This window comes from Streptomyces sp. M41, assembly GCF_043673425.1.
Classification (GTDB): Bacteria; Actinomycetota; Actinomycetes; order Streptomycetales; family Streptomycetaceae; genus Streptomyces.
This window is the reverse complement of sequence record NZ_JBIMKE010000003.1, coordinates 428,718-452,307: the sequence shown is the minus strand read 5'-3', so window position 1 is coordinate 452,307 and position 23,590 is coordinate 428,718. Positions and strand designations below refer to the sequence as shown.

General features: G+C 70.2%; 19 protein-coding genes. 4 read left to right on the top strand and 15 right to left on the bottom strand.

The window, feature by feature from the left end; translation table 11 throughout:
* Positions 1 to 52: 52 nt before the first annotated feature.
* The 7 genes from ACHBTE_RS06490 to ACHBTE_RS06460 form a co-directional block, all read right to left on the bottom strand.
* Positions 53 to 460 carry a cytidine deaminase gene (locus ACHBTE_RS06490; protein WP_394722449.1) on the bottom strand — a complete coding sequence of 136 codons (408 nt, stop codon included), beginning with the start codon at positions 458 to 460 and terminating at the stop codon, positions 53 to 55.
* A complete protein-coding gene (locus ACHBTE_RS06485) occupies positions 457 to 1,734 on the bottom strand; it encodes an ABC transporter permease (RefSeq protein WP_394722447.1) in 1,278 nt (425 codons plus the stop codon). The genes ACHBTE_RS06490 and ACHBTE_RS06485 overlap by 4 nt, the downstream gene beginning before the upstream one ends.
* Positions 1,731 to 2,855: an ABC transporter permease gene (locus ACHBTE_RS06480; RefSeq protein WP_394722445.1), complete on the bottom strand. Its 1,125-nt coding sequence runs from the start codon at positions 2,853 to 2,855 to the stop codon at positions 1,731 to 1,733. The genes ACHBTE_RS06485 and ACHBTE_RS06480 overlap by 4 nt, the downstream gene beginning before the upstream one ends.
* The gene (locus ACHBTE_RS06475) at positions 2,855 to 4,441 is read right to left on the bottom strand and encodes an ABC transporter ATP-binding protein (protein ID WP_394722444.1); all 1,587 of its coding nucleotides are present in this window, start codon (positions 4,439 to 4,441) and stop codon (positions 2,855 to 2,857) included. The genes ACHBTE_RS06480 and ACHBTE_RS06475 overlap by 1 nt, the downstream gene beginning before the upstream one ends.
* A 284-nt stretch (positions 4,442 to 4,725) precedes the next feature.
* Positions 4,726 to 5,772 (bottom strand): BMP family protein, encoded by a 1,047-nt coding sequence (locus ACHBTE_RS06470; RefSeq protein ID WP_394722443.1) that lies wholly within the window; start codon positions 5,770 to 5,772, stop codon positions 4,726 to 4,728.
* 455 nt (positions 5,773 to 6,227) lie between these two features.
* Positions 6,228 to 7,283 carry a BMP family protein gene (locus ACHBTE_RS06465; protein WP_394722442.1) on the bottom strand — a complete coding sequence of 352 codons (1,056 nt, stop codon included), beginning with the start codon at positions 7,281 to 7,283 and terminating at the stop codon, positions 6,228 to 6,230.
* A 475-nt stretch (positions 7,284 to 7,758) separates the two neighbouring features.
* Positions 7,759 to 8,979 (bottom strand): M20 family metallopeptidase, encoded by a 1,221-nt coding sequence (locus ACHBTE_RS06460; protein WP_394722440.1) that lies wholly within the window; start codon positions 8,977 to 8,979, stop codon positions 7,759 to 7,761.
* 250 nt (positions 8,980 to 9,229) lie between these two features.
* Here ACHBTE_RS06460 and ACHBTE_RS06455 point away from each other — a divergent pair, with 250 nt between their 5' ends.
* Positions 9,230 to 9,913 carry a class I SAM-dependent DNA methyltransferase gene (locus ACHBTE_RS06455; protein ID WP_394722439.1) on the top strand — a complete coding sequence of 228 codons (684 nt, stop codon included), beginning with the start codon at positions 9,230 to 9,232 and terminating at the stop codon, positions 9,911 to 9,913.
* On the opposite strand, the gene ACHBTE_RS06450 is transcribed toward ACHBTE_RS06455, so the two are convergent.
* The 4 genes from ACHBTE_RS06450 to ACHBTE_RS06435 form a co-directional block, all read right to left on the bottom strand.
* Positions 9,900 to 10,970, bottom strand: a complete 1,071-nt coding sequence (locus ACHBTE_RS06450) for a hypothetical protein (protein WP_394722438.1) — start codon at positions 10,968 to 10,970, stop codon at positions 9,900 to 9,902. The genes ACHBTE_RS06455 and ACHBTE_RS06450 overlap by 14 nt on opposite strands.
* Positions 10,971 to 11,122: 152 nt before the next feature.
* The gene (locus tag ACHBTE_RS06445; RefSeq protein WP_394722437.1) at positions 11,123 to 12,061 is read right to left on the bottom strand and encodes an N-acetylneuraminate synthase family protein; all 939 of its coding nucleotides are present in this window, start codon (positions 12,059 to 12,061) and stop codon (positions 11,123 to 11,125) included.
* Positions 12,062 to 12,074: 13 nt separating this feature from the next.
* Positions 12,075 to 13,340 carry a cytidylyltransferase domain-containing protein gene (locus ACHBTE_RS06440; RefSeq protein WP_394722436.1) on the bottom strand — a complete coding sequence of 422 codons (1,266 nt, stop codon included), beginning with the start codon at positions 13,338 to 13,340 and terminating at the stop codon, positions 12,075 to 12,077.
* A gap of 41 nt (positions 13,341 to 13,381) precedes the next feature.
* Positions 13,382 to 14,722, bottom strand: coding sequence for a DUF6716 putative glycosyltransferase (locus ACHBTE_RS06435; protein WP_394722434.1), 1,341 nt, complete (start codon positions 14,720 to 14,722; stop codon positions 13,382 to 13,384).
* Positions 14,723 to 14,920: 198 nt separating this feature from the next.
* Here ACHBTE_RS06435 and ACHBTE_RS06430 point away from each other — a divergent pair, with 198 nt between their 5' ends.
* The 3 genes from ACHBTE_RS06430 to ACHBTE_RS06420 all read left to right on the top strand — a co-directional run bounded on the left by ACHBTE_RS06430 (position 14,921) and on the right by ACHBTE_RS06420 (position 18,667).
* Positions 14,921 to 15,901 carry a glycosyltransferase family 2 protein gene (locus ACHBTE_RS06430; RefSeq protein WP_394722433.1) on the top strand — a complete coding sequence of 327 codons (981 nt, stop codon included), beginning with the start codon at positions 14,921 to 14,923 and terminating at the stop codon, positions 15,899 to 15,901.
* Positions 15,901 to 17,259, top strand: a complete 1,359-nt coding sequence (locus ACHBTE_RS06425) for a polysialyltransferase family glycosyltransferase (RefSeq protein ID WP_394722431.1) — start codon at positions 15,901 to 15,903, stop codon at positions 17,257 to 17,259. The genes ACHBTE_RS06430 and ACHBTE_RS06425 overlap by 1 nt, the downstream gene beginning before the upstream one ends.
* Positions 17,260 to 17,449: 190 nt before the next feature.
* Positions 17,450 to 18,667, top strand: coding sequence for an acyltransferase family protein (locus tag ACHBTE_RS06420; RefSeq protein ID WP_394722430.1), 1,218 nt, complete (start codon positions 17,450 to 17,452; stop codon positions 18,665 to 18,667).
* 92 nt (positions 18,668 to 18,759) lie between these two features.
* Here ACHBTE_RS06420 and ACHBTE_RS06415 read toward each other — a convergent pair whose 3' ends face one another.
* The 4 genes from ACHBTE_RS06415 to ACHBTE_RS06400 all read right to left on the bottom strand — a co-directional run bounded on the left by ACHBTE_RS06415 (position 18,760) and on the right by ACHBTE_RS06400 (position 23,536).
* Positions 18,760 to 20,103 (bottom strand): alpha-2,8-polysialyltransferase family protein, encoded by a 1,344-nt coding sequence (locus ACHBTE_RS06415; protein WP_394722429.1) that lies wholly within the window; start codon positions 20,101 to 20,103, stop codon positions 18,760 to 18,762.
* The gene (locus ACHBTE_RS06410; RefSeq protein WP_394722427.1) at positions 20,100 to 21,086 is read right to left on the bottom strand and encodes a glycosyltransferase family 2 protein; all 987 of its coding nucleotides are present in this window, start codon (positions 21,084 to 21,086) and stop codon (positions 20,100 to 20,102) included. The genes ACHBTE_RS06415 and ACHBTE_RS06410 overlap by 4 nt, the downstream gene beginning before the upstream one ends.
* A gap of 137 nt (positions 21,087 to 21,223) precedes the next feature.
* Positions 21,224 to 21,874, bottom strand: a complete 651-nt coding sequence (gene leuE, locus ACHBTE_RS06405; protein ID WP_394722489.1) for a leucine efflux protein LeuE — start codon at positions 21,872 to 21,874, stop codon at positions 21,224 to 21,226.
* Positions 21,875 to 21,955: 81 nt separating this feature from the next.
* A complete protein-coding gene (locus tag ACHBTE_RS06400; RefSeq protein ID WP_394722426.1) occupies positions 21,956 to 23,536 on the bottom strand; it encodes a methylmalonyl-CoA mutase in 1,581 nt (526 codons plus the stop codon).
* Positions 23,537 to 23,590: the final 54 nt, after the last annotated feature.

The following is a 23,590-nucleotide window of genomic DNA, read 5'->3' as shown; positions in this document are numbered from 1 at the left end:
GGCCCTTCTGAGCGGCTCGCTCGTTCGAGCACTCAGAAGGGCCGCACGAGACTTACTTGTTGAGGTGGTCCCGCCCGAAGGCCTGGGGCAGCATCTCCGAAAGCGACAGGATCCCCTCGGGCGTCTCCAGCAGCAGCTCCGGGCCGCCGAACTCGTGCAGCAGCTGGCGGCAGCGCCCGCACGGGACCAGGATGTCGCCGTCGCGGTCCACGCAGGTGAAGTGCGTCAGCCGGCCGCCCCCGGAGTTGTGCAGCTCCGAGACCAGCCCGCACTCGGCGCACAGGCCGAGGCCGTACGAGGCGTTCTCGACGTTGCAGCCGGTGATCGTACGGCCGTCGTCGACCAGGGCCGCGACACCGACCGGGTAGCCGGAGTACGGGGCGTAGGCTCGGGACATGGCGTCCCGGGCCGCTGTCCGCAGCTTGTCCCAGTCGATGTCCCGGGAGGCGGCCGACGTCATTTGCCCTGGCCCTTCTTGTACGGCAGGCCGTCCGCCTTCGGCATCCGCAGGCGCTGCGCGGACAACGTGAGGACGACGAGCGTGACGACGTACGGCGTGGCGGAGACGACCTGGTTCGGGACCTCGTTGGTGGTGGCGTACCAGGTGTAGACGAGGGCGCCGATCACCGCGGTGATCATCGACGAGGCGTACTTCTTGCGGATCACCAGCCAGACGGCGCCGATGATCAGCAGCAGCGCGCCGAGCAGCAGCAGGGCGTGGACGTTGGTGGAGCCGCCGCGCAGGTTGAGGCTGTCGGTGTAGCCGAACAGACCGGCGCCGAGGGCGAGGCCGCCCGGCATCCAGTTGCCGAAGATCATCGCCGCGAGACCGATGTAACCGCGGCCACTGACCTGGCCCTCCAGGTAGAAGGGGTTGGCCACGATGGAGAGGAAGACGCCACCGAGGCCGGCCAGACCACCGGAGATGATCACGGCGATGTACTTGTACTTGTAGACGTTCACGCCGAGGGACTCGGCCGCTACCGGGTTCTCACCGCAGGAGCGCAGCCGCAGACCGAAGGCGGTGCGCCACAGGATGTACCAGGTGGCCGGGATCAGCGCGATCGCGATCAGGGTCAGCCAGGAGACGTTGGTGACCAGACCGCCGAGCAGGCCGGCGATGTCGGAGACGAAGAACCAGCCGTTGTTGTTCAGTTCCCGCAGGCCGTCGGACAGGCCCGGCACGGTGAAGTGGCCGAGGGAGTCGACCGCCGGGGACTGCTTGGCGGAGCCGCCCGCGTGGCCCTCGAAGGCGAGGGGCGCGAGGTAGCGGGTGAGGCCGAGGGCGAGGATGTTGATCGCCACACCGGAGACGATGTGGTTGACCCGGAAGGTGACGGTGGCGATGGCGTGCAGGATGCCGCCGATGCAGCCGCCGATGATGCCGACGACGACACCGGTCCACGGGCCCCACTGGAAGCCGGCCCAGGCGCCGAACCAGGTGCCGAGGATCATCATGCCCTCGAGGCCGATGTTGACGACGCCCGCCCGCTCGGCCCACAGACCGCCGAGACCGGCGAGGCCGATCGGCACGGCGAGCTGGAGCGCGGTGGACATCTGGCTGACGTTGGTGATGCCGTCGGCGCCGGTGATGAGGCGGACGATCGAGGTCAGCGCCAGTGCTCCGGCGATGACCAGCAGCAGCACGGGCCACGACAGGCGGCGGCCGGTGGGCGCCCCGGGCTGAAGCGTGGGCTGGTTGACGTCGACCGCTGAAGTCTGCGGTGTGGTCATCGGCCGGCCACCTCCTTCGTGGTGTTGTTGTCGGCGCCGAGGACGTGACCGGCGGCCAGTTCGGCGCCCACGCGGCGCTGCTGGCGGCGCAGGCCCCACTCGCGGACGGCCTCGTAGGAGACGACGACGGAGAGCACGATCAGGCCCTGCATGATGACCGCGATCTCCTTGTCGTAGTCATGGAAGTCCAGCTCGGGCGAGGCCTTGTCGAGCCAGGCCCACAGCAGGGCGGCGAAGGCGATGCCGACGGGGCTGTTGCGGCCGAGCAGGGCGATGCCGATGCCGAGGAAGCCGATGCCGGTGGGGAAGTTCAGGCTGTAGGTGTGGGTGTCGCCGAGCAGGATCGGCAGACCCGCGAGACCGGCGATGCCGCCGGAGAGCAGCATGGCGGTGAGCACCATGCGCTTGGGGTCGACACCGCTTGCCGCGGCGGCGGTCTCCGAGGCGCCGGAGGCGCGCAGGTCGAAGCCGAAGCGGGTGCGGTTGAGGACGATCCAGTAGGCGATGCCGAGCAGGACGGCGAGGAAGACCAGGCCGTAGATCTCGCCGGCGTCGCCCATGCTGATGCCGGGGACCCAGCCGGACTCGTGCATCTCGCCGGTGGTGTTGTTGTTGCCGACCTTGACGCCGAAGACGTTCGGCAGCCACAGGTAGGCGATGACCGATGTGGCGATAGCGTTGAGCATGATCGTCGCGACGACCTCGCTGACGCCGCGGGTGACCTTGAGGACACCGGCGATGCCGGACCAGAAGGCGCCGGTGCAGACCGCGGTGAGCAGCAGCAGCGGAATCTGCAGAGCCGCGGGCAGGTTCGCGTGGGCGCCGACGATCGCGGCCATCATGGCGGCGAGCTGGTACTGGCCGTCGACGCCGATGTTGAACAGGTTCATCCGGAAGCCGATGGCCACCGCGAGGGCCGCGATGTAGTACATCGAGGCCTGGTTGATGATCAGGACCTGGATGTCGGAGAACGAGGCCTGCTCGAACATCAGGACGTACGGCTCGACCGGGCTCTTGCCGGAGGCGATCAGGACGATCGCGCTGAGCACGAAGGCCACGGCGAGCGCGATGACCGGTCCGGCCACCGCGAGGAGCACGCGCTCCTTGTCGAACTTCTTCATCAGCGGGCCTCGTCTTCCGGAGCCTCGGGAGACTTACGGATCTCGGGGGTGTCTGCGCCGGGCTCGGCGGTGTCGTCGTGTTCCAGGTGACCGGTGGCGGCGCCGGTCATGGCCGAACCGAGCTCCTCCGGGGTGATGGTGGCCGGGTCGGCGTCCGCGACCAGCTTGCCGTTGTAGATCACGCGGAGGGTGTCGGACAGGCCGATCAGCTCGTCCAGGTCGGCGGAGATCAGCAGCACGGCCAGGCCCTCGCGGCGGGCCTCGCGGATGTGGTCCCAGATCGCGGCCTGCGCGCCGACGTCCACACCACGGGTGGGGTGCGCGGCGATGAGGAAGCGCGGCTTGTGGCTCATCTCGCGGCCGACGATCAGCTTCTGCTGGTTGCCGCCGGACAGGGAGGCGGCGGTGACGTCGATGCCGGGCGTGCGGACGTCGTACTCCGTCACGATCCGCCGGGTGTCCTCCTGAGCCGCCTTCGGGTCCAGCCAGACGCCCTTGGCGAGGGGCTTTTCGGTGACATGGCCGAGGATGCGGTTCTCCCAGAGGGGGGCCTCCAGGAGCAGGCCGTGGCGGTGGCGGTCCTCGGGGATGTAGCCCATGCCCTGCTCGCGGCGCTTGCGGGTGCTCCAGCCGGTGATCTCGTCGTCGATCAGCGAGATCGTGCCGGAGTCGGCGGACTTGAGGCCGATGAGCGCGTCGACGAGCTCGGTCTGGCCGTTGCCCTCCACACCGGCGATGCCCAGGACCTCGCCCGCGTGGATGGTGAACGTGATGTCGTCGAGCAGGGCCTTGCCGCCCGGTGCCTGGAGGCGCAGCTTGTCGACGGTGATGACCGGGCGGTCGGTGACCGTCGACTCGGCGGTCTCCGGGGTGGGCAGTTCGCTGCCGACCATCATCTCGGCGAGTTGACGCGGGGTCGTCTCGGCGGGGACGGCCGTGCCGACCGTCGTTCCGCGGCGGATGACGGTGATCTCGTCGGCGACGGAGAGGACCTCGCCGAGCTTGTGCGAGATGAAGATGACCGACAGGCCCTCGGCCTTGAGCTCGCGGAGGTTCTCGAAGAGCGCGTCCACCTCCTGCGGCACCAGGACGGCCGTCGGCTCGTCGAGGATCAGGGTGGTGGCGCCGCGGTAGAGGACCTTGAGGATCTCCACGCGCTGGCGGGCGGCGACACCGAGCTCCTCGACGAGGCGGTCGGGCTCGACACCGAGGCCGTAGCGCTCGGAGATCTCCTTGATCTTGCGGCGGGCCTTGGCGCCGATGCCGTACAGCTTCTCGCTGCCCAGCACGACGTTCTCGAGGACGGTGAGGTTGTCCGCGAGCATGAAGTGCTGGTGCACCATGCCGATGCCCCGGACGATGGCGTCGGCCGGGGAGGAGAAGGTGACCTTCTCGCCGTTGATCGCGATGGTGCCCTCGTCCGGCTTCTGCATGCCGTAGAGGATCTTCATCAGCGTCGACTTGCCGGCGCCGTTCTCACCGACCAGCGCGTGGACTGTGCCCTTGCGGACGGTGAGGTGGATGTCGTGGTTGGCCACGACGCCCGGGAATCGCTTGGTGATCCCGGCGAGCTCGACGGCGGTCACCTGACCGTTGACCGCCGCGTCGGCCGGAGGGCTGCTGGACGCGTTGATGGCGCACTCTCCTGGGGACGGGGGTCGTCTACGCGCGTAGCGCCCCGATGGCCTGATAAGGGGCCGACGCACCGCGACAACGGGGTACGGGGAGCGAATCCTCCCCGCACCCCGTCGCGCGAACGCAACCCCTCGGTTACCGCTGCTCAGGGTATGGGAGGTGACTCATGGGCCCTGCCGGCGTCGTGTGCCGTCACCTGTAGCCGGCCTGCCCCATGCGTCACCACCCGTTGCAATCAGCTGGACTTGACCTTGATCTCGCCGCTGATGATCTTCTCCTTGGCCGTCTTGATGGCGTCCTGGACCTCGGCGTTGTCCGCGAACTTCGGGTTGGAGTTCGACAGGCCCACTTCGCCGGTCTTCAGATCGCCACGAACGATACCGGTCTCGGGCTTGCCGTCCTCGACCGACTTCGCCAGGTTGTAGACCGCCTTGGCGACATCCTTCATCGCCGAGGTCAGGATCGAGTCCTTGTACTTGGCGAGGGCCGCCTGCTGGTACTGGTCGGAGTCGACACCGATGGCCCACACCTTGTTGGCGGCGGCGGCCTCGATGACGCCCTGACCGGAGAGACCGGCGGCGGCGTAGACGACGTCGGCCTTCTTCTCGATCTGCCCCTCGGCGGCCGACTTGCCCTTGTCGGGGCTGGAGAAGCCGCCCTCCTCCGCGGTCTGCGTGAGGTACTGGGAGATGACCTTGACCTTCGGGTCGGTGTCCTTGACACCCTGCTCGAAGCCGGCCTGGAACTTGTGGATGAGCGGGATGTCCACGCCGCCCACGAAGCCGACGGTGTTCGTCTTGGTGCTCTTGGCGGCGGCGACACCGGCGAGGTACGAGGCCTCCTCCTCGGAGAAGACCAGGTCGGCGACGTTCTTGGCCTCGACGGTGGAGTCGTCGACGATGCCGAAGGTGGTGTCCGGGAACTTCTCCGCGGCGCCCTTGACGGCGGCGGCGTAGGCGTAGCCGACACCGATGACGGGGTTGTAGCCCTGCTTGGCCAGCGACGCCAGGCGCTGCTCCTTGTCGGCGTCCGTCTCGCCCTCGGTGGGCTCGACGTCGTCCGTCTGGTAGCCGAACTCCTTCTTCGCCTTCTCCAGGCCCGCGAACGCCGCGTCGTTGAAGGACTGGTCGCCCTTACCGCCGACGTCGTACGCGATGGCGAGGCCCTTGTCGCCCTTCGAGTCCGACGAGGCCTCGGTGGAGGTGCCGCCGCAGGCGGAGAGAGCGAGGGCCAGAGAAGCGGTCGCTGCGCCTGCGACCGTGATCCGGGAAATCCGGCGCATGTTGTGAGACTCCTGTCGTACTGGCGGGTCCGGAGGAGTGCGGGTGCGGTCCCGCGTCGTCGGTGCGCGCTCTCGATGTGCCGGACGAAGGTCCTCGTAGCGGAACTACTAGGGCCTTTGGCCGATGCATCGAGAGTGCGGGTCGGCGGCGTGGTGGCGTGCCTGCACTTCTCCGGGGTCACCTGGCGCCGGACGGTGCAAGCTCGGAACGGCTGCACAGCAACGGCGCTGGCTTTCGCCGCAGAGTAACGCGCGTAGACCTGCCAGGAAACCCCTTCTGTCCACCTTGTTATCCGGCCGTGGCCAACTCCACGCGTGGCCTTGACCAAGGGCTTGCCGACAGCAAAGGGAGGGTGGCCCTGGGTGACACCGGGTGACACCGGCGCGGCAACGGCGAAGCGGGCGGACACCCTTCGGTGCCCGCCCGCTTCCAGCCTGCTTCCCGTGGTCCCCGACTACTCGGTCTTGACCTTGATGGTGCCGTCGATGATGCCTTCCTTGGCCTTCGCCACGGCGTCCGTGAGGCCCGGGATCTTCGCCATCTCCGGGTTGGACTCGGACAGGCCGACGCCGTTGACCTCGAGGTCGAAGGTCTGGGTGCCGGTCAGCGGCTTGCCGTCCTGGACGGACTTGGCCAGCGCGTAGACGGCGCCGCCGACGTCCTTGAGGGCGGAGGTCAGGATGTAGTCCTTGTACGACGCCAGCGCACCCTGCTTGTACTGGTCGGAGTCGACGCCGATCGCCCAGACCTTGGCCTTGGCGGCGGCCTCGATGACGCCCTGACCGGACAGGCCTGCGGCCTGGTAGACGACGTCGGCCTTCTTCTCGATCTGGCCCTCGGCGGCGGCCTTGCCCTTGTCGGGGCTGGAGAAGCCGCCCTCTTCGGCGGTCTGCGTCAGGTACTGCGAGACGACCTTGACCTTGCCGCCGCTGGTGTCCTGGACACCCTGCTCGTAGCCGGCCTCGAACTTGTGGATCAGCGGGATGTCCACGCCGCCCACGAAGCCGACCGTGTTGGTCTTGGTGGCCTTGGCGGCGGCGACGCCCGCCAGGTACGAGGCCTGCTCCTCGGCGAAGACCAGGGAGGTGACGTTGTCACCCTTGATCACCGAGTCGACGATGCCGAAGGTGGTGTCCGGGTACTTCTTGGCCACGGCCTCCATCGCAGGGCCGTAGGCGAAGCCGACACCGATCACCGGGTTGTAGCCCTGCCGCGCCAGCGAGGCCAGGCGCTGCTCCTTGTCGGCGTCCGTCTCGCCTTCGGTGGGCTCGACGTCGTCCGTCTGGTAGCCGAACTCCTTCTTGGCCTTCTCCAGGCCCGCGAAGGCGGCGTCGTTGAAGGACTGGTCGCCCTTTCCGCCGATGTCGTACGCGATGGCGACGCCCTTCTTGTCGCTGTCGCCGTCGCTGCCGCCACCGTTGTCACTGCTGGTACCCCCGCACGCCGTGGCAGCGAGCGCGATCGACGCGACCCCCACCGCGACACGGGTCAGTTTGGATGTCCGACGCATCGTGAAGTCCCCATTCTCCAAGCCCCGCAGTGGGTGCTGAGTTCGGCGCACAGTAACGCGCGTAGACACTCCTGGGAACGGGGTTTCGCCTTGCCGTTATCCATTCGTGCCGATGGCCGGTTACGTCCTTGTGAACCACCGGATCGAAGGGCACGCACGGGACGACTGCACCGAGGGTGCCTCCGCCGCGATGGCGCTCAGGACGGCCCGCCATGGGGCCAGGCTCCCCCCGCTTCGCCGGAGCCGCAAGCGGAAGGGGACAGTGGTACGACCAGGGCCGGCGCCACGCAGGGCCGACGGCGGTGGAGAAACTCTTCGTCGATCTTGAGGGCGGACGGCGAGCTGTCCACCCTTTCGGAAAGCAGAACGGCTCGCCATTTCAGCCTTGGTGCAGGTCCCATAGGCAAGGTTGCCGCTGCCCTTGGGCGGCGGCATAGCGGAGTGTCTTGTTCCTGGAAGTTCCTGGAAGTCGGTTCTACTCGGCGGCGTCGAGCAATGCCGCCGCCGTGAAGAGTTCCACGCCCACCGTGATGGCCGACTCGTCGACGTCGAAGTCGCCCTGATGCAGGTCGCGCCCGATGCGGTCGCCCGGGTGGCGGACGCCCAGGCGGGCCATGGCGCCGGGGACGTGCTCCAGGTACCAGGAGAAGTCCTCGCCGCCCAGGCTCTGCTCGGTGCTCTCGACGGACTCGGCGCCGCGGCGGGCGGTCATGGCGTCGCGCAGCAGTTCGACGGCGGCCTGGTCGTTGACGACGGGCGGGACGCCCCGGACGTAGTTGATCTCCGACTTGGCCCGGTGGAGGTTGGCGACCTCGTCGATGGCGGCGACGACCAGGTCCGGGGCCTGCCGCCAGGTGTCGAGGTCCAGGCAGCGGACGGTCCCGGACAGCTCGGCGTGCTGCGGGATGACGTTCGGCGCGTGGCCGGACTCGATGCGGCCCCAGGTCACGGAGAGGCCGCTGCGGGCGTCGGCGCGCCGGGCCACCAGGGCGGGCACGTCGGTGACGACCCGGGCGGCGGCGGTGACCAGGTCGGTCGTCAGATGCGGGCGGGCCGTGTGGCCGCCGGGGCCGTCCAGGGCGATCTCCAGGCGGTCGCAGGCCGAGGTGATCGGCCCCCGGCGCAGCCCGACCTTGCCCGCGTCCACCTTGGGGTCGCAGTGCACGGCGAGCATCCGGCCCACCCCGTCGAGCGCCCCGCACGCCACGGCGTCGGCGGCGCCGCCGGGGAGCACCTCCTCGGCGGGCTGGAAGACCAGGCGGACGGGGCGGGGCAGCTCCCCGCGCCGCAGGAGGTCGGCGAGGACCAGACCGGTGCCGAGCACCACGGTGGTGTGGACGTCGTGGCCGCAGGCGTGCGCCCGGTCGGGCACGGTCGAGCGGTACGGGCACTCGGTCTTCATGTCCGGGATGGGCAGCGCGTCGATGTCGGCCCGCAGGGCGAGCATGGGGCGCTCGCCGTCCCACTCCCCGATGTCACAGATGATGCCGGTTCCGGAGGCGAGCACGCGGGGCTGGAGGCCGGCCTTCTCCAGGCGGGCCTTGATCGCTGCGGTCGTACGGAACTCCTGGTGGCCGAGCTCCGGGTGCATGTGCAAGTCGCGCCGGAACTCGATGAGTTCGGCCCGGAGCGCCTCCGGCAGGGTGCCGGGAAGGGCGGCTTCCCCGGTGTGATCGACCTCGGACTCTGGGGACATCAGTTGGTTCACCCTCTACAGGGTAGGACGCCGAGGTGGCCAACTCGCCCTCGATCAACAAAAGTTCAACCCGTTTGAGGGAGAAAATCTGGCCGCTCGACGCATGGGCGTGGATGGAGATGGGTAGGTACTCCTTTTCTCTACGCATACCACGCCTGGAACAGAACTGTCGGTTCTGTTCACCTTTCGGGATCGCTCGGCCCCGGTGAACTCGCGGACACCAGTCCACGGGCACCACTAGGGTGCGCCCGTGACCACCGAGTACCCCGAGATTCCCGGCTTCCTCGAGTCCACCCGGGCCTCCTACGACGCCATCGCCCCCGCCTGCGCGGACCGCTTCCCCGACTGGCCGGCCGACGCCCACCCCCTGGACCGCTCCCTGGTCACCGCCTTCGCCGAGCTGGCCCGCGCGCACGCCCCGGCGCCCGTCGCCGACCTCGGCAGCGGCCCGGGGTCGGTCACCGCGCACCTCGACACGCTCGGCGTACCGGTCTTCGGCGTCGACCTGTCGCCGCGGATGGTGGCGCTGGCCCGGCGTACGCATCCCGAACTGCGGTTCCACGTCGGCTCGATGACCGCACTGGATCTGCCGGCGCAGACGCTGGGCGGGATCCTCGCGCTGTACTCGCTCGTCCATGTCCCGGACGATCACCTGCCGGCGACGTTCGCCGGGTTCCACCGCGTGCTCAGGCCCGGCGCCCCCGTGCTGCTGGCGTTCCAGTCCGGTGCCGCCGAGGACCGGCTGCATCTGACCGAGCGCTTCGGGCGGGCGATCACTCTCGACTGCTACTGGCGGACCCCGGACCAGGTCGTCGCCCACCTCACCGAGGCGGGCCTGCGGCTGTCCGCACGGGTCGTGCGAGAGCCGCGGGGCGAGGAGAAGCGCCCACGCGCGTTCCTCCTCGCCGAGAAACCCCAGCTCACACCGCGCTGACGGCCGACAGGCGGGTCACGTCCCGGGCCGTGCCCGTGACGCCCGACAGGAAGCCCTGGGCCCGTGGCGAGGCGTTCTCGGTCAGCCAGGCGGGGTCGATGTCACAGACCGCGACGCGGACGTCCGTGCCGGTCAGGGCCAGCGGGAGGGTGTGGACGACGGTCGACGGGAAGCTGAGGATCGTGCGGCCGATCGGGCCCCGGCGGGCGATCAGCTCCAGCGGGAGGTCGGGGCGCACGATCTCCAGGCCGGTCCGTGCCGCCAGCCGGTGGAGCTTGTCCGCGCTCTCGCGGCGGTGGGCGAAGTAGCGGGTGGCGCCGTGGGCCTTCGCCAGGGAGCGCACGGCGTCCAGGTAGCGGTCGTCGTCGACGACGCCGGTCTCGACCAGGGACGTGCCGACCAGGTCCGCGCCCTTGGTGATGCGGGGCGGGCCGAAGCGGTCACGGGTCCAGGCGAAGGTGTTGGCGGTGACCGTCACGCCTTCCGGGGTCTCGTCCATCGGCATCGAGGAGAAGATCTCGACCCTGCGGTGGCCGCTGGGCGTGAGCCGCCTGCGGGCGGCGGCGGACACCGGCGCGAAGACCAGGTCACGGGGCCCGGGGCGGCCGCCCTTGCGGTGCCAGCGGACCAGGCGCTCACCGCGGGCCAGCTGGGCGACGAACTCCATGGTCGCCGTGCCGTCGTCCACGACGACCAGGTCACGGGCCTTGGTGATGGTCAGCAGAAGCTGGACGTAGCGGGAGAAGGGGTCGCCCAGGACGACGCGGTCGGCGCGGCGCAGCAGGCACGCGAGGCCGCCGATGGTGTGGAAGGGAGCGGCCGCACCGCCCCGCGCCTCCTCCCAGCGGACCTCGTGCCCGTCGTCCCGGGCCAGCTCGGCCATCCGGCGCAGCTGGCCGCGGGTCATGGGGTCGACCGGGGAGAGGACGACGAGGGTGAGCCCCGCGCCGACGGCGTGCTCGCGGGCATGGGCCCACTCCAGCACGTTCAGGAGCTGTACCGGGCTCTCGACGAAGGCGAGAGTGCGGGGGCCGGTGTTCCCGGCGCGGGGGCTCATCGACGTTCGACCTACCCGTCGTAAGGCGCTCGTGCGGCGCTCGTATTCAGCTCGTGCTCAGCTCGTGTTCGGGGAGCCGAAGGGCGCCGAGTCCGAGCGCCCCCGCTCGGGGCACTCGGACGTCGGCGCGCTCGATCGCGGTGCGGTCCGGGTCAGACCTGGACCGGCTCGCCCGCCGCCGCGGCGATCTCCGCCTCGGCGACCGCGCCGGCGACACGGCGCAGCTTCTTCATCGGGCCGAGCTCGGAGTCGTAGACCTTCTTGACGCCGTCACCGAGGGACGCCTCGATGGTGCGGATGTCGCGCACGAGGCGCGTCAGGCCCTGCGGCTCGACGGAGGCGGCCTGGTCGGAGCCCCACATCGCGCGGTCGAGGGTGATGTGGCGCTCGACGAAGGCGGCGCCGAGAGCGACCGCGGCCAGCGTGGTCTGCAGGCCCGTCTCGTGACCGGAGTAGCCGATCGGGACGTTCGGGAACTCCGTCTCCAGCGTGTTGATCACGCGGAGGTTGAGCTCCTCGGCCTTCGCCGGGTAGGTGGAGGTGGCGTGGCACATCAGGATGTTGTCGGAGCCGAGGACCTCGACGGCGTGCCGGATCTGCTTCGGCGTCGACATGCCGGTGGACAGGATGACGGCGCGGCCGGTGGAGCGCAGGGCGCGCAGCAGCTCGTCGTCCGTGAGGGAGGCGGAGGCCACCTTGTGGGCGGGGACGTCGAACTTCTCCAGGAAGGCGACGGCCTCGGTGTCCCACGGGGAGGCGAACCAGTCGATCCCCTTCTCCTTGCAGTACTCGTCGATCTGGCGGTACTCGTCCTCGCCGAACTCCACGCGGTGGCGGTAGTCGATGTAGGTCATCCGGCCCCAGGGGGTGTCGCGCTCGATGTCCCACTGGTCGCGCGGGGTGCAGATCTCGGGGGTGCGCTTCTGGAACTTGACGGCGTCGCAGCCGGCCTCGGCGGCCACGTCGATGAGCTTGAAGGCGTTCTCCAGCTCACCGTTGTGGTTGATGCCGATCTCGCCGCAGATGTAGACCGGGCGGCCCGGGCCGACTTCGCGTGAACCGAAGCTGCGGAGGCGGGAGTTGGTGCTCATGGCAGAGATGTCCTTACTTGGTGAGGGAGTCGAGAGAGGGGCCGAGGATCCAGCTGGCGATCTCTCGGATCGCGCCGTCGCCACCGGGGACGGTGGTGACCGCGCGTGCGGCGCCGCGCACGACGTCGTGGGCGCTCGCGACCGCCACGGGCCAGCCCACGAGGGCGAAGCACGGGAGGTCGTTGACGTCGTTGCCGACGTAGAGCACGCGCTCAGGCGCGATGCCCTGCTCCTCGCACCACTGCTTGAGTGCGAGATCCTTCCGGTCGATGCCGTGCAGCACGGGAATGCGAAGCTTCCGTGCGCGGGCGGCGACGACCGGGTTCTGCTCCGTGGACAGGATCAGCATCTTCAGGCCGCTCCTGCGGAGGGCCGCGATACCGAGGCCGTCTCCGCGGTGCACGGAGACGAACTCCTTTCCATCGGCATCGATCAGCACCCGGTCATCGGTCTGGGTGCCGTCGAAGTCCAGTACGACCGCGTCGATGTCCTCGGCGGTCGGCAGGGCGCCGGGCCGGTCCGCGTCGAACAGCGGTGCGAGGGCGCGGGCGCGGGCGAGGTCGTGCGGGTCGTCGATCTCCAGCACGCGGGACGGCTCGGTCCGTACCAGTTCGGTGCGTCCGAAGAAGCGGTGCCGGTGCTTGCGGAAGCCGGCGGCGTCCATCGCGTAGGCGGCGCCGGTCTCCAGCAGGTCCTGGGGGCGGTCCTGGCGGCGGGGGCGGAAGGACTTGTCGTGGTTGACGCCGTACCCGCCGCCGACGGCGGCGTCGGCCTCCGCGGCGGAGCCCCCGGCGGCCTCGTCCTCGGCGGCCCGCCAGATGAAGCCGTGGAAGGGAGCCACGGTCACCGCGGTGTCCGCGCCGTCGTCGACGATCGCGCCGGCCACCCCGTCGATGTCCTCGCGGATGATGAACGGGCTGGTGCACTGCACGAGCAGCACCACGTCCACCGGCGCCCCGTGCAGGGCCTCGTGCGCGTCCATGGCGTGCAGGACGGCGGCCTCGGAGGTGGCGGTGTCGCCGGCGATGGCGGCCGGGCGCAGCACGACCTCGGCGCCGGCCTCGCGGGCGGTGGCGGCGATGGCCTGGTCGTCGGTGGAGACGACGACGTCGGTCACCAGCCGGGAGCCGAGGCACTCGCGCACCGCGCGGGCCACCAGCGGAACGCCGCCGACCGGGAGGAGGTTCTTCGCGGGTACGCCCTTGGAGCCGCCGCGCGCGGGGATCACCGCGAGCACCCGGCGCACCGAGGCGCTCCGGCCCGTTTCCGAGTGGGACATGGGTTCTGCTCCTTGACGTCCTTGAGGTGGGATCGGGCGGCTCACAGCTCCCCCATCCGCCGGATGACGGGCGCCACACGCTGCACGCCGTGCCGGTAGGCGCCGCGGGCCGCCCGCCGCACGATCTGCCGGACCGGGCCGGGCTCCTTGTCGTGGGCGGGGGCGCCGGGCAGCGGGCTGCCGTCGGGGCCGAGGTGGTGGCGGGCGAGGATGCCGGGCAGATAGCCGGGCGCGGTGGCCGGCGTGTAGTACGGGGTGAGGGCGGGCAGTCCGCCGGGCCGCTGAAGCAGTTCGGCGATGCGCTCACGGGCCGGGTCGAAGGCGGTGGCGTACGAGCCTTCGCCCGCGGCGGCTCCCTGGGCGCAGACGCCCTGCCGGGCGACCCACTCCTCGTCGGGCACCGGCCGCAGCCCGTCGTCGAGCTGGTCCCAGGAGGCGAGGCAGCCGGAGCCCACGAAGTGGTGGTTGCCCAGTACCTCGCGCACCCCGAGGTCGCTGAGGACGACGGTGGGGATCCGGCGGTGCAGCGACTCCAGCGCGGCCGTGGAGCTGATGGTGACCAGCAGGTCGGTGCGGTCGAGGACCTCGCCCATGTTGCCGTAGACCAGCCGGAAGTTGGCCGGCGGATCGAGGCTCTGCACCAGTTTCTGGTACGGCAGTTCCTCGATGTGCGTGGTGTGTTCGCCGGGCTTGGAGCGCAGCTTGAGCAGGACCTCGCGCTCGGGGTGCTTGCGGGCGTGCTGGATGAGGCGGTTCAGCAGGTAGGCGCGGTCCTTGCGGTTGTCCGGTACGGAGGGCTGGGCGGCGAAGGTGACGGTGTACGGGGCGTGTTCGCCGGTGTAGGGCCGGCCGCCGAGGAACGGCAGCGCCACCTCGGTCACCGCCGTGGCGTCGGCGCCGACCCCCGCGTACACCGCGCGGAAGCGTTCGGCGTCCTGGCGGGAGTTGGCGAGGACGAGGTCCGCGCCGTGCCGCAGCAGCAGGCCGTCGGCGAGCTTCTCGTAGACGACGCCGACATAGCCGGTGACGACCACGGGGCGCTGCGGCTGCCCCTCCCAGATCTGCTTCAGTCCGTGCAGCACGGCCTGCACTCCCCCGCCGACGAGGGCGAGGACCAGCACGTCGTAGGACTCGTGCGCCATGGTGCGCAGGAACTCGACGGCCGTCACCTCCCGCAGGGAGTCGGCCCGCACGCCGACCTCCTGGAGCTGACGCGGGGTGGGGGTGGCCCGGCCGCGCAGGAGGTAGCCGTCCAGGCGGATGTCCGATTCACCGGTGTTCTCCGGGGCGATACGGTTCGCGGTGAGCGCGCCCCATTTCCACCGGGTATCGGAATCCGCGAGTACGGCAACTCGCCGGGTCTTCGTCGCACTTGCTGGCACGTCACAGACGTTAGGAAGGCATTTCGAGGTTCTGCCCAACCCGACTGCAACAAACGGTTAACAGCACGTCGACTAACGGCGAATCGAGGCCCGGAACCGATGAGAAAAAGCCTGGTTCACGGCATCGCCACGCGTCGTTCACCTGACATCAAGCTCTGGGTAAAGACGGGTGCCGGAGGGCCCCCTAACGTCCTTCGCGTGGTCAAGCTCTCCGTCATCGTGCCGTTCTACAACGTGCAGCAATACGCACCGGACACCCTGAGGAGCCTGCGGGCGAACACACGTGAGGACTTCGAGTTCATCCTCGTCGACGACTGCTCGACGGACGGGACACCGGACGTCCTGGCGCGCGCGGAACGCGAGCTGCCGGGTGCGGTGCTGGTCGGACACGAGCACAACGGTGGTCTGGCCACCGCCCGGAACACCGGCATCGACCGGGCGCGCGGCGAGTATCTGACGTTCCTGGACGGCGACGACTGGCTGGCGCCCGGCTACCTCCCGCAACTGCTTGCCGCCATCGAGGCTTTGGGCTGCGACTTCGTGCGCACCGACCATGTGCAGTGCACCGGGCGGTCGCGCAGTGTGCACCGGGTGCCGCACGGCCGGCGCGGGACGGTGCTGAACCCGCGGGAGGCGATCCTGCCCGCCGACCGGTCGACGTCGGTGGACTACGCGTACGCCTGGGCCGGCATCTACCACCGCCGGCTGGTGGACCGCGGGCTGCTGCACTTCACCCACGGGCTGCGCACGGCGGAGGACCGGCCATGGATCTGGAAGCTGCACCGGGAGGCGGAATCGTTCGCCGCGGTGGGACTGCTGGGCGTCCACTACCGGCGCGGAGTGGCGTCCTCACTCACCCAGATCGGTGATGTCCGGCAGTTGGATTTCATTCGCGCGTTCGACCAGGTAATCGAGGAAACAGCGCGTGACGCCGAGGCCGATAAGCTGCTGCCAAAAGCAGTGCGCACTTATTGCGCCATCATGGCTCACCACCTCGGACAAATCGAGAGGTTCGAACCCGCCGTGGCCCGGAAATTGCGCTCGATGAGCGCCGCCGCCCTGAAAAGAATGCCGCAGGACGTGCTCGCGGAGGTAATGGACTCGATGGACGCCCAGCGGGCGGCCCGGCTGCGGCGGGTGCGCCGCAGGTCGGTGGGGGCCCGGACGGTGGCCGCCTGATGCCGCGCACCACCCAGATCTTCTGCGCCTCGACGCTGTACGGCGCCGCGACCCTGGCCGCCGCCCTGGACGCGGGGCTGTTCGAACCGGCCGACCGCCGGCTGCTGCTGGTGACGAACAACGCGGCCAACCCCGAGACCACCCCGTCCGTCGACGCGATGCCCGGCTTCGACCGGCTGCGCGAGCGCTTCGACGAGGTGCTGTCCTGGAACGCGACCATCTCGCCGTTCCACCCGAGCGGCTGGTCGCCGCGCGCCGACGACATCCCCCTGTGGGAGCGGTACGTACGGCTGCTGTGGAACCTCGGCGACGACGAGGTGCGACTCGCCGTCGAGTCCGTCCAGGTCGACCCGGCCCTCGCGCTGTGCCGGCTGTTCACCGGCGCCCCCGTCGACGTCTACGCGGACGGCCTCATGAGTTACGGCCCCACGCGCGACAAGATCGATCCGCTGGTCGGCACCCGCATCGGACGCCTGCTGCACCTCGATCTCGTCCCGGGCCTCACCCCGCTGCTGCTCACCGAGTTCGCCGTCCCGGCCGAACTGGTGCCGGCCGAAGCATTCTTGAAGGTGCTCGGCGAACTGGCCGAGCCGGAGACCGAGGTGCCGCCGGTACCCGGTGACGAACCGCCGGCCCTGCTGCTCGGCCAGTACCTGTGCGCGCTCGGCATCCTCAGCGAGGCCGAGGAGGAGGACCTGCACCTGCGGATGGTGCGCGGCGCCGTGGAACTCGGCCATCGCAGACTGGTGTTCAAACCGCACCCCGTCGCGCCGGCCCGCTGGTCGAGGCGACTGGAGGACGAGGCGGAGAAGCTGGGCGCCCGGCTCACCGTGCTGGACCGCCCCGTACTGGCCGAGGTGCTCTTCCAGCGGCTGCGGCCCGCACTCGTCGTCGGCTGCTTCTCCACCGCACTGCTGACGGCCGCGGGGCTCTACGGCCTCCCGGTCGCGCGGGTCGGCACCGACACCTTGCTGGCCCGGCTGACCCCGTACCAGAACAGCAACCGGGTGCCGCTGACCATCGTCGACGCGCTGCTGCCGGACCTCGCGGACGCCCGCGCGGTCGGCGGCTGGACGATGCCGGCGCGTGAGCGGGTGGACGAACTGGCCGCGCTGGTGCGGGCGGTCGGCTTCGCGATGCAGCCCAGGATCTACCCGGGGCTGCGCGGCGCCGCCGAGTCCTATCTGTCCCGGCGGCTGAACCCGCACACCTGGCGCTACTTCAAGCGCAAGCGCCTGACCGCGCTGGCCCTGCCCGGGGCCGTGCCCGCCCAGCTGTCCTTCATCCCGCGCAACGCGACCGTACGGAGGCTGGCGCGGCGGGCGCGGGCGCTGAAGCAGGCGGCGGCACGCAGATAGCGAGGAGGCAGGCGCGGCGGCAAGGAGACGGCGGGCCCCGCCGCTCCCGTCGACGCCCTGGTCGTGCGGGTTGTTCATCCCGATGACACCTTCGCACCCCCTGTGCGTCAGCCGCCCCTCATCCCTCACCCGTCGCAGGGACATAGCGTCCGGTTGATCCGACGCCTCCCCCCACGAGAAGGGCCTCAGGATGAGCACGGCCGATCAGGCCATGGCACCGTCGGCAGCGGCGAACCCCCCACTGAACAACCTCCTCGCCGAGCGGCCTCCCGTCCGGCCACGCAGGGACAGCCGCCTGCGTGCCCTGGACGGGCTGCGGCTGCTGGCCGCGCTGATGGTGTGCATGTACCACTTCACCGGGAAGAACGGCGAGGTCGCCGACTCCTGGGATCAGTCGCCGGGAGCGATGTTCCCGACGCTGTCGCAGCTGTCCACCTACGGCAGCCTGGGAGTGCAGTTCTTCTTCGTCATCAGCGGCTTCGTGATCTGCATGAGCAGCTGGGGCCGCAGCCTGGGCGACTTCTTCCGCTCCCGGATATCCCGGCTGTACCCGGCGTACTGGGTGGCCATCGCCATGGTCACCGCAGCGGCGGTGCTGCTGCCGGTGGTCGTCGCCCCGGTCCGGCCGGACGAGCTCCTGGTCAACCTCACGATGATGCAGCAGCCGCTCGGCGCGCCCAGGGTGCTCGGCGTGTGCTGGACGCTGTGGGTGGAGCTGAAGTTCTACGCGCTCTTCGCCCTGTGCGTGATCTGGAAGGGCGTCACCTACCGCCGAGTCGTCACCTTCTGCATCCTGTGGACGCTGGCCGGCGCATTCGCCCGGATCGCCGACAGCCCGCTCACGGACGAGCTGGTGATGCGCGACCACGCCCCGTTCTTCATCGGCGGACTCGCGCTGTACCTGATCCACCGCTTCGGCAGCGACCTGCTGCTGTGGGGGATCGTCGGCATGTCCTTCCTGCTGGGCCAGCGGTACGCGGTCATGACCCTGTGGCACCCCGGCGAGCAGGGCGACTTCTACCGCTCTCCGTACGTCGTCCAGGCCGTCGTCCTGCTCGCCTTCGCCTCCGTCGCCGCGGTGGCCCTGGGCTGGACGCGCTGGGCCGACTGGCGCTGGCTGACGGTGGCGGGGGCGCTGACGTACCCCTTCTATCTGATCCACGAGCACCTGGGCTGGTTCTTCATCCGGGTGCTGCACCGCGGCCTCGGACTGGGCTCATGGCCGACGCTCGTGCTGTCCGTGCTGAGCCTGCTGGGGCTGGCCTGGCTGATGCACCGGTTCGTGGAGAAGCCGTTCGGGCCGAAGCTGAAGCGGGCGCTGCCGGCGGTGCGGATGGAGCGTGCGGGCGGGCGTGGCGGTGGGGTGGAGCGGACCGGCCCCACCCCCTCCCTGACCGGCAGGTCCTGAGGGGCCGGGGCCGGTAGAGCTCCGTCCCGTACCGGGCAGTGGCCCCGTCGACCATCTGGTGGTGGACGGGGCCATAGCTGTCGGTGGCGCGGTTACTTGCGCGCGGTCGACCGCAGCTGTCGTACGGCCTTCCTGACCGCCGGATGCCGGCGCAGCGCCTCCGCTCGGACCGGGCTGCCGCCGGGGAGGCGGAGGCTGGTGAGGCGGCGGCGCTTGAAGTAGCCCTGGTTCCGGGCCAGGTTGGCGGTGAGCCAGGCGGTCACCTCGTCGCGCAGGGCGTGGTGCTTGCGGGACTGCATGCAGTAGCCGACGCTGCGCACCAGCGGCCCCAACGCGGCGGCGGCGCCGGTGAGTTCGAGCGGCGCTCCCAGCTCGGCGCGCTCGGCGTCCGGCAGGGCCGCGTCGATGATGGTCAGCGGGATGCGGTTGCTGTTCTCGTACGGTGTGATGCGTTCGAGCAGCAGATCGGTGCCGACGCGGGCGACCGGGATGCCGTAGAACGCGGCGGCGGTCATGAGCGCGGTCGAGAAGCAGCCGATCACCAGCTTCGGCTCCAGGAAGGCGAAAACGGTCTCGGCGAGGACGGGCTCGTTCAGGACCGTGAGCCGGACGCCGAGTTCGTCCGCGACCGCCTCCAGCGATTCGTTGAAGACGGCGGGCGCGCTGGGGTGCGGCTTGAAGAGCACGTCCTGGTGGCCGGCCCGGGCGGCGGCGCGCAGCATACGGATGTGCAGCTGCTCCTCCTCGTCCTGGGTGATCAGGTCGATGGCCGAGAGGTACTGGCCGAGGAGGACGGCGGTGGGCGGGGTGCCGGCCGGGAGGCGCTCGGCGAGGAGGCCGGCGCCGGACTCGCCGATCTGCGCGAGGACGTCGACGATCGCCTCGTTCGGGACGGCCTCGGACGGCACGCCGTACTCGGACAGGAGCATGGGCTCCAGGCCCGGCACCAGATCCAGGTGGAGCACGCGCTTGATGCGGCTGCTCATGCCGTGCGGGATGCGGTTGCGGGTGGGGCCGTAGCTCATCAGGCCGTCCGCGTACACATGGATCGGGCTGTCCGCGAAGATGTCCGCGACCGCGCGGGAGGGGTTGGCCTGGATGGACTCGCAGGCGATCTCGACGGGCTCGTCGCCCAGGTCCCACGCGAGGCGTACGGCCTTCTCCCACAGCAGGGTGTCCTGGCCGCGCGGCGACCAGCCGGCCGGGTGGTGCGGGGAGATGAAGTCGTTCCAGGAGCGCACCTCGTCGAACTCGGGGCGCAGCTTCTCGAAGCCGGCCATCCGGTCCAGCGGCGTGCCGACCTCGGGGACGGCGGCGGTGTTGCTGATGACGAGGATGCGGCGCACGCCCTCGCGCGGCCCGAACCGGCCGGCCCGGATGGCGGCGGTGACGGTCGCCGCCGCGTACTGGGTGGCCGAGAAGAAGAGCTGGATCATGCCGCCACTCCCTTCATGCCGCCCCGTATCCGGCGCAGCATGTACACGCGCTCCTCGCCCATCCCGACGAGGGCCTCTTCCAGTTCGTCCTCCGACATCCTGCCCAGCGCCTCGGCGGCCAGCTGCTTCAGCCGGGCGGCGATGCTGCGTTCGAACCGGCCCCGGGCGAGCAGCTGGTGGGCGATGACGACGCAGTAGTTGCGCAGTGCCTTCTTGCGGAGCCTGCCCACCTCGGGGTCGTCGGCGAGTTCGGCGAGGACGAGGTCGAAGGAGCGGAAGAAGTCGAGCTGGCGCACATCGCCGATCTGGGTCAGCGAGCTGGCCACGCCCCGCCGGTAGAAGACGCCGCGCAGACTGGCGACGGCGTAGGACTCGGCCCTGCGGTGCAGGTCCCAGATCCAGGGGCGGTCCTCGGCGGTCTTCAGCCCGTCGTGGAAGCGCAGCATGCCACGGTCGAGGAGGCGGCGGTGATAGATGCCGGCCCAGGCGTACGGGTAGTCGACCATGGTCGTGTCGTCGACGGGGAGGATCGAGGTGCGCGGGTCCAGCGGGGTGTGGCGGCGGCCCTCGGGTGCCCGCTGGACGGTCCGCTCGACGCCCGTGACCTGCACATGGTCGGTGCGTACGAAGTCGACGTCGAGCCGCTCGACGGCGTCCACCAGATCCGCGAGATAGCCGGGCGCCAGCCAGTCGTCGCCGTCGAGGAAGGTGAGGTAGCGGCCCTCGGAGGCGTCGATCCCGGTGTTGCGTGCCGTGGCCAGTCCGCCGTTGCGTTCGTGCCGAATCACCCGGCTGTTGTCCAGTCGCTTCGTCAGGGTCAGCAGCGCTTCGTACGTCTTGTCCTTGGTGGACCGGTCCTCGACGAAGATGAACTCGAAGTCGTCCCGTTGGTTGTGGACCAGGCTGGTCACGGTCTCGGGAACATACGACTCGATGTTGTAGCAGGGGACGATCACGGACAGTGTCGGGGGGCGGTTGGTCACGCGTACACCTGGGCTCTCTCCGGGGCGGATCCCTGCGACCGTAGGAGGTGTTCGACGCCGGACATCAACTCCCCGCCGACCACCAGGTGAACGAAAAGTAACGGTCGCCTGATCACGTCGCCGGACCGCCCAGGCGACTAGGCGCTCGCGACGGACAGCTTCACCGCGAACCCGAGGAACAGCGCGCCCGCCGCCGAGGTCGCGCCCGCCGAGAGCCGCTTGCGTCGGCGGAAGGCCGCGGCCAGCTTCGTACCGCTGAAGATCAGTGCGCTGAGGTACAGGAAGCTGGCGATCTGGGCGAAGACGCCGAGGACCACGAAGGACAGTGCCGGGTAGGCGTAGCCGGGGTCGACGAACTGCACGAAGAAGGCGACGAAGAACAGGATCGCCTTGGGGTTGAAGAGACTGACGACCAGCGCCCGGCGGAAGGGCCGCTCCTCACCGGACGCGGCGGCCACACCCTGAGCTACGGCCGACTCCCGCCGCGTGCGCCACATGCCCCACGCGGCCCGCAGCATGCCGATCGCCAGCCATGTCAGATAGCCGGCCCCGGCGTACTTCACGATCCCGAACAGCACGGCGTTCGCCTGGAGCAGCGAGGCGACCCCGGCGGCCGACAGCGTCATCAGCACGGTGTCCCCGCACCAGACGCCGGCCGCTGCGGTGTACCCGGCACGGACGCCGCGGCGGGCGGCCACGGAGAGGACGTACAGGGAGTTCGGGCCGGGCAGGAGGATGATGAGGACCAGACCGGCCAGATAGGTGGGGAGATCGATGACGCCGAACATGGACAGGAGTGTCACACGCCGTTTCCGCACTCCTCTTCGTGTTCCGCAGGGTGGGACGCGGCGGTCCGCCGCCCGGTCCGCTCAGAACGCGTCCGACGGCACATAGGTCCCCCACACCTCCCGCAGCGCGTTGCACACCTCGCCCACGGTGGCCCGGGCCCGCAGCGCCTCCTTCATCGGGTACAGGACGTTGTCCTGTCCCTCCCCGGCCTTCTTCAGCGCGGCCAGGGCCGCCTGCACGGCCTCCTGGTCCCGCTCGGCGCGCAGCTTCGCGAGGCGTTCCGCCTGCCGGGCCTCGATGGCGGGGTCCACGCGCAGCGGCTCGTAGGGCTCCTCCTCGTCCAGCTGGAAGCGGTTGACGCCGACGACGACCCGTTCGCCGGAGTCGGTCTCCTGGGCGATCCGGTAGGCGCTGCGCTCGATCTCGTTCTTCTGGAAGCCGTGCTCGATGGCCGCCACCGCGCCACCGAGGTCCTCGACCCTCCGCATCAGATCGACCGCCGCCGCCTCGACGTCGTCGGTCATCTTCTCGATGACGTACGAGCCCGCGAACGGGTCGACGGTCGCCGTCACATCCGTCTCGTACGCGAGGACCTGCTGGGTGCGCAGGGCCAGCCGGGCCGACTTGTCCGTCGGCAGTGCGATCGCCTCGTCGAAGGAGTTGGTGTGCAGGGACTGGGTGCCGCCGAGGACCGCCGCCAGGCCCTGGACGGCGACCCGCACCAGGTTCACCTCCGGCTGCTGGGCGGTCAGTTGCACACCCGCCGTCTGGGTGTGGAAGCGCAGCATCAGCGACTTGGGGTTCCGCGCGCCGAACTCCTCCCGCATCACCCGGGCCCAGATGCGGCGGGCGGCGCGGAACTTGGCGACCTCCTCCAGGAGCGTCGTACGGGAGACGAAGAAGAAGGACAGGCGGGGCGCGAAGTCGTCCACGTCCATCCCCGCGGCGACCGCCGTACGGACGTACTCGATGCCGTCGGCGAGGGTGAAGGCGATCTCCTGCGCGGGCGAGGCGCCCGCCTCGGCCATGTGGTAGCCGGAGATCGAGATCGTGTTCCACTTCGGGATCTCGGCCTTGCAGTACTGGAAGATGTCGGCGATCAGCCTCAGCGACGGCTTCGGCGGGAAGATGTACGTCCCGCGCGCGATGTACTCCTTCAGCACGTCGTTCTGGATCGTGCCGGTGAGCCGGTCCGCCGCGACCCCCTGTTCCTCCGCCACCAGTTGGTACAGCAGGAGCAGCAGCGCGGCCGGCGCGTTGATCGTCATCGACGTCGACACCTTGTCCAGCGGGATGCCGTCGAACAGCACCCGCATGTCGTCGACCGAGTCGACGGCCACGCCCACCTTGCCGACCTCGCCGTGCGCGATCGGCGCGTCGGAGTCGTGGCCCATCTGGGTGGGCAGGTCGAAGGCGACCGACAGTCCGGTGGTGCCGTGGGCGATCAGCTGCCGGTAGCGGGCGTTGGACTCCGTCGCCGTGCCGAATCCGGCGTACTGGCGCATCGTCCAGGGGCGGCCGGTGTACATCGTGGGGTACACGCCCCGGGTGAAGGGGTACGCGCCCGGCTCGCCCAGCTTCTCGTCCGCATCCCAGCCGGCCAGCGCGTCCGGCCCGTAGACCGGTTCGATGGGCAGTCCGGACTCCGACTCGCGCGCCATGGTGTGTGCCTCCGCGTCGCCTCGCTCGTTCCCTGCCTCCCACCATGCCGCGTA

What these genes read in the sequence shown, in the direction of transcription:
- ACHBTE_RS06490 (WP_394722449.1), bottom strand. Translation starts at nt 460, where the DNA reads ATGACGTCGGCCGCCTCCCGGGACATCGACTGGGACAAGCTGCGGACA.
- ACHBTE_RS06485 (WP_394722447.1), bottom strand. Translation starts at nt 1,734, where the DNA reads ATGACCACACCGCAGACTTCAGCGGTCGACGTCAACCAGCCCACGCTT.
- ACHBTE_RS06480 (WP_394722445.1), bottom strand. Translation starts at nt 2,855, where the DNA reads ATGAAGAAGTTCGACAAGGAGCGCGTGCTCCTCGCGGTGGCCGGACCG.
- ACHBTE_RS06470 (WP_394722443.1), bottom strand. Translation starts at nt 5,772, where the DNA reads ATGCGCCGGATTTCCCGGATCACGGTCGCAGGCGCAGCGACCGCTTCT.
- ACHBTE_RS06465 (WP_394722442.1), bottom strand. Translation starts at nt 7,283, where the DNA reads ATGCGTCGGACATCCAAACTGACCCGTGTCGCGGTGGGGGTCGCGTCG.
- ACHBTE_RS06460 (WP_394722440.1), bottom strand. Translation starts at nt 8,979, where the DNA reads ATGTCCCCAGAGTCCGAGGTCGATCACACCGGGGAAGCCGCCCTTCCC.
- ACHBTE_RS06450 (WP_394722438.1), bottom strand. Translation starts at nt 10,970, where the DNA reads ATGAGCCCCCGCGCCGGGAACACCGGCCCCCGCACTCTCGCCTTCGTC.
- ACHBTE_RS06445 (WP_394722437.1), bottom strand. Translation starts at nt 12,061, where the DNA reads ATGAGCACCAACTCCCGCCTCCGCAGCTTCGGTTCACGCGAAGTCGGC.
- ACHBTE_RS06440 (WP_394722436.1), bottom strand. Translation starts at nt 13,340, where the DNA reads ATGTCCCACTCGGAAACGGGCCGGAGCGCCTCGGTGCGCCGGGTGCTC.
- ACHBTE_RS06425 (WP_394722431.1), top strand. Translation starts at nt 15,901, where the DNA reads ATGCCGCGCACCACCCAGATCTTCTGCGCCTCGACGCTGTACGGCGCC.
- ACHBTE_RS06420 (WP_394722430.1), top strand. Translation starts at nt 17,450, where the DNA reads ATGAGCACGGCCGATCAGGCCATGGCACCGTCGGCAGCGGCGAACCCC.
- ACHBTE_RS06415 (WP_394722429.1), bottom strand. Translation starts at nt 20,103, where the DNA reads ATGATCCAGCTCTTCTTCTCGGCCACCCAGTACGCGGCGGCGACCGTC.
- leuE (WP_394722489.1), bottom strand. Translation starts at nt 21,874, where the DNA reads ATGTTCGGCGTCATCGATCTCCCCACCTATCTGGCCGGTCTGGTCCTC.
- ACHBTE_RS06400 (WP_394722426.1), bottom strand. Translation starts at nt 23,536, where the DNA reads ATGGCGCGCGAGTCGGAGTCCGGACTGCCCATCGAACCGGTCTACGGG.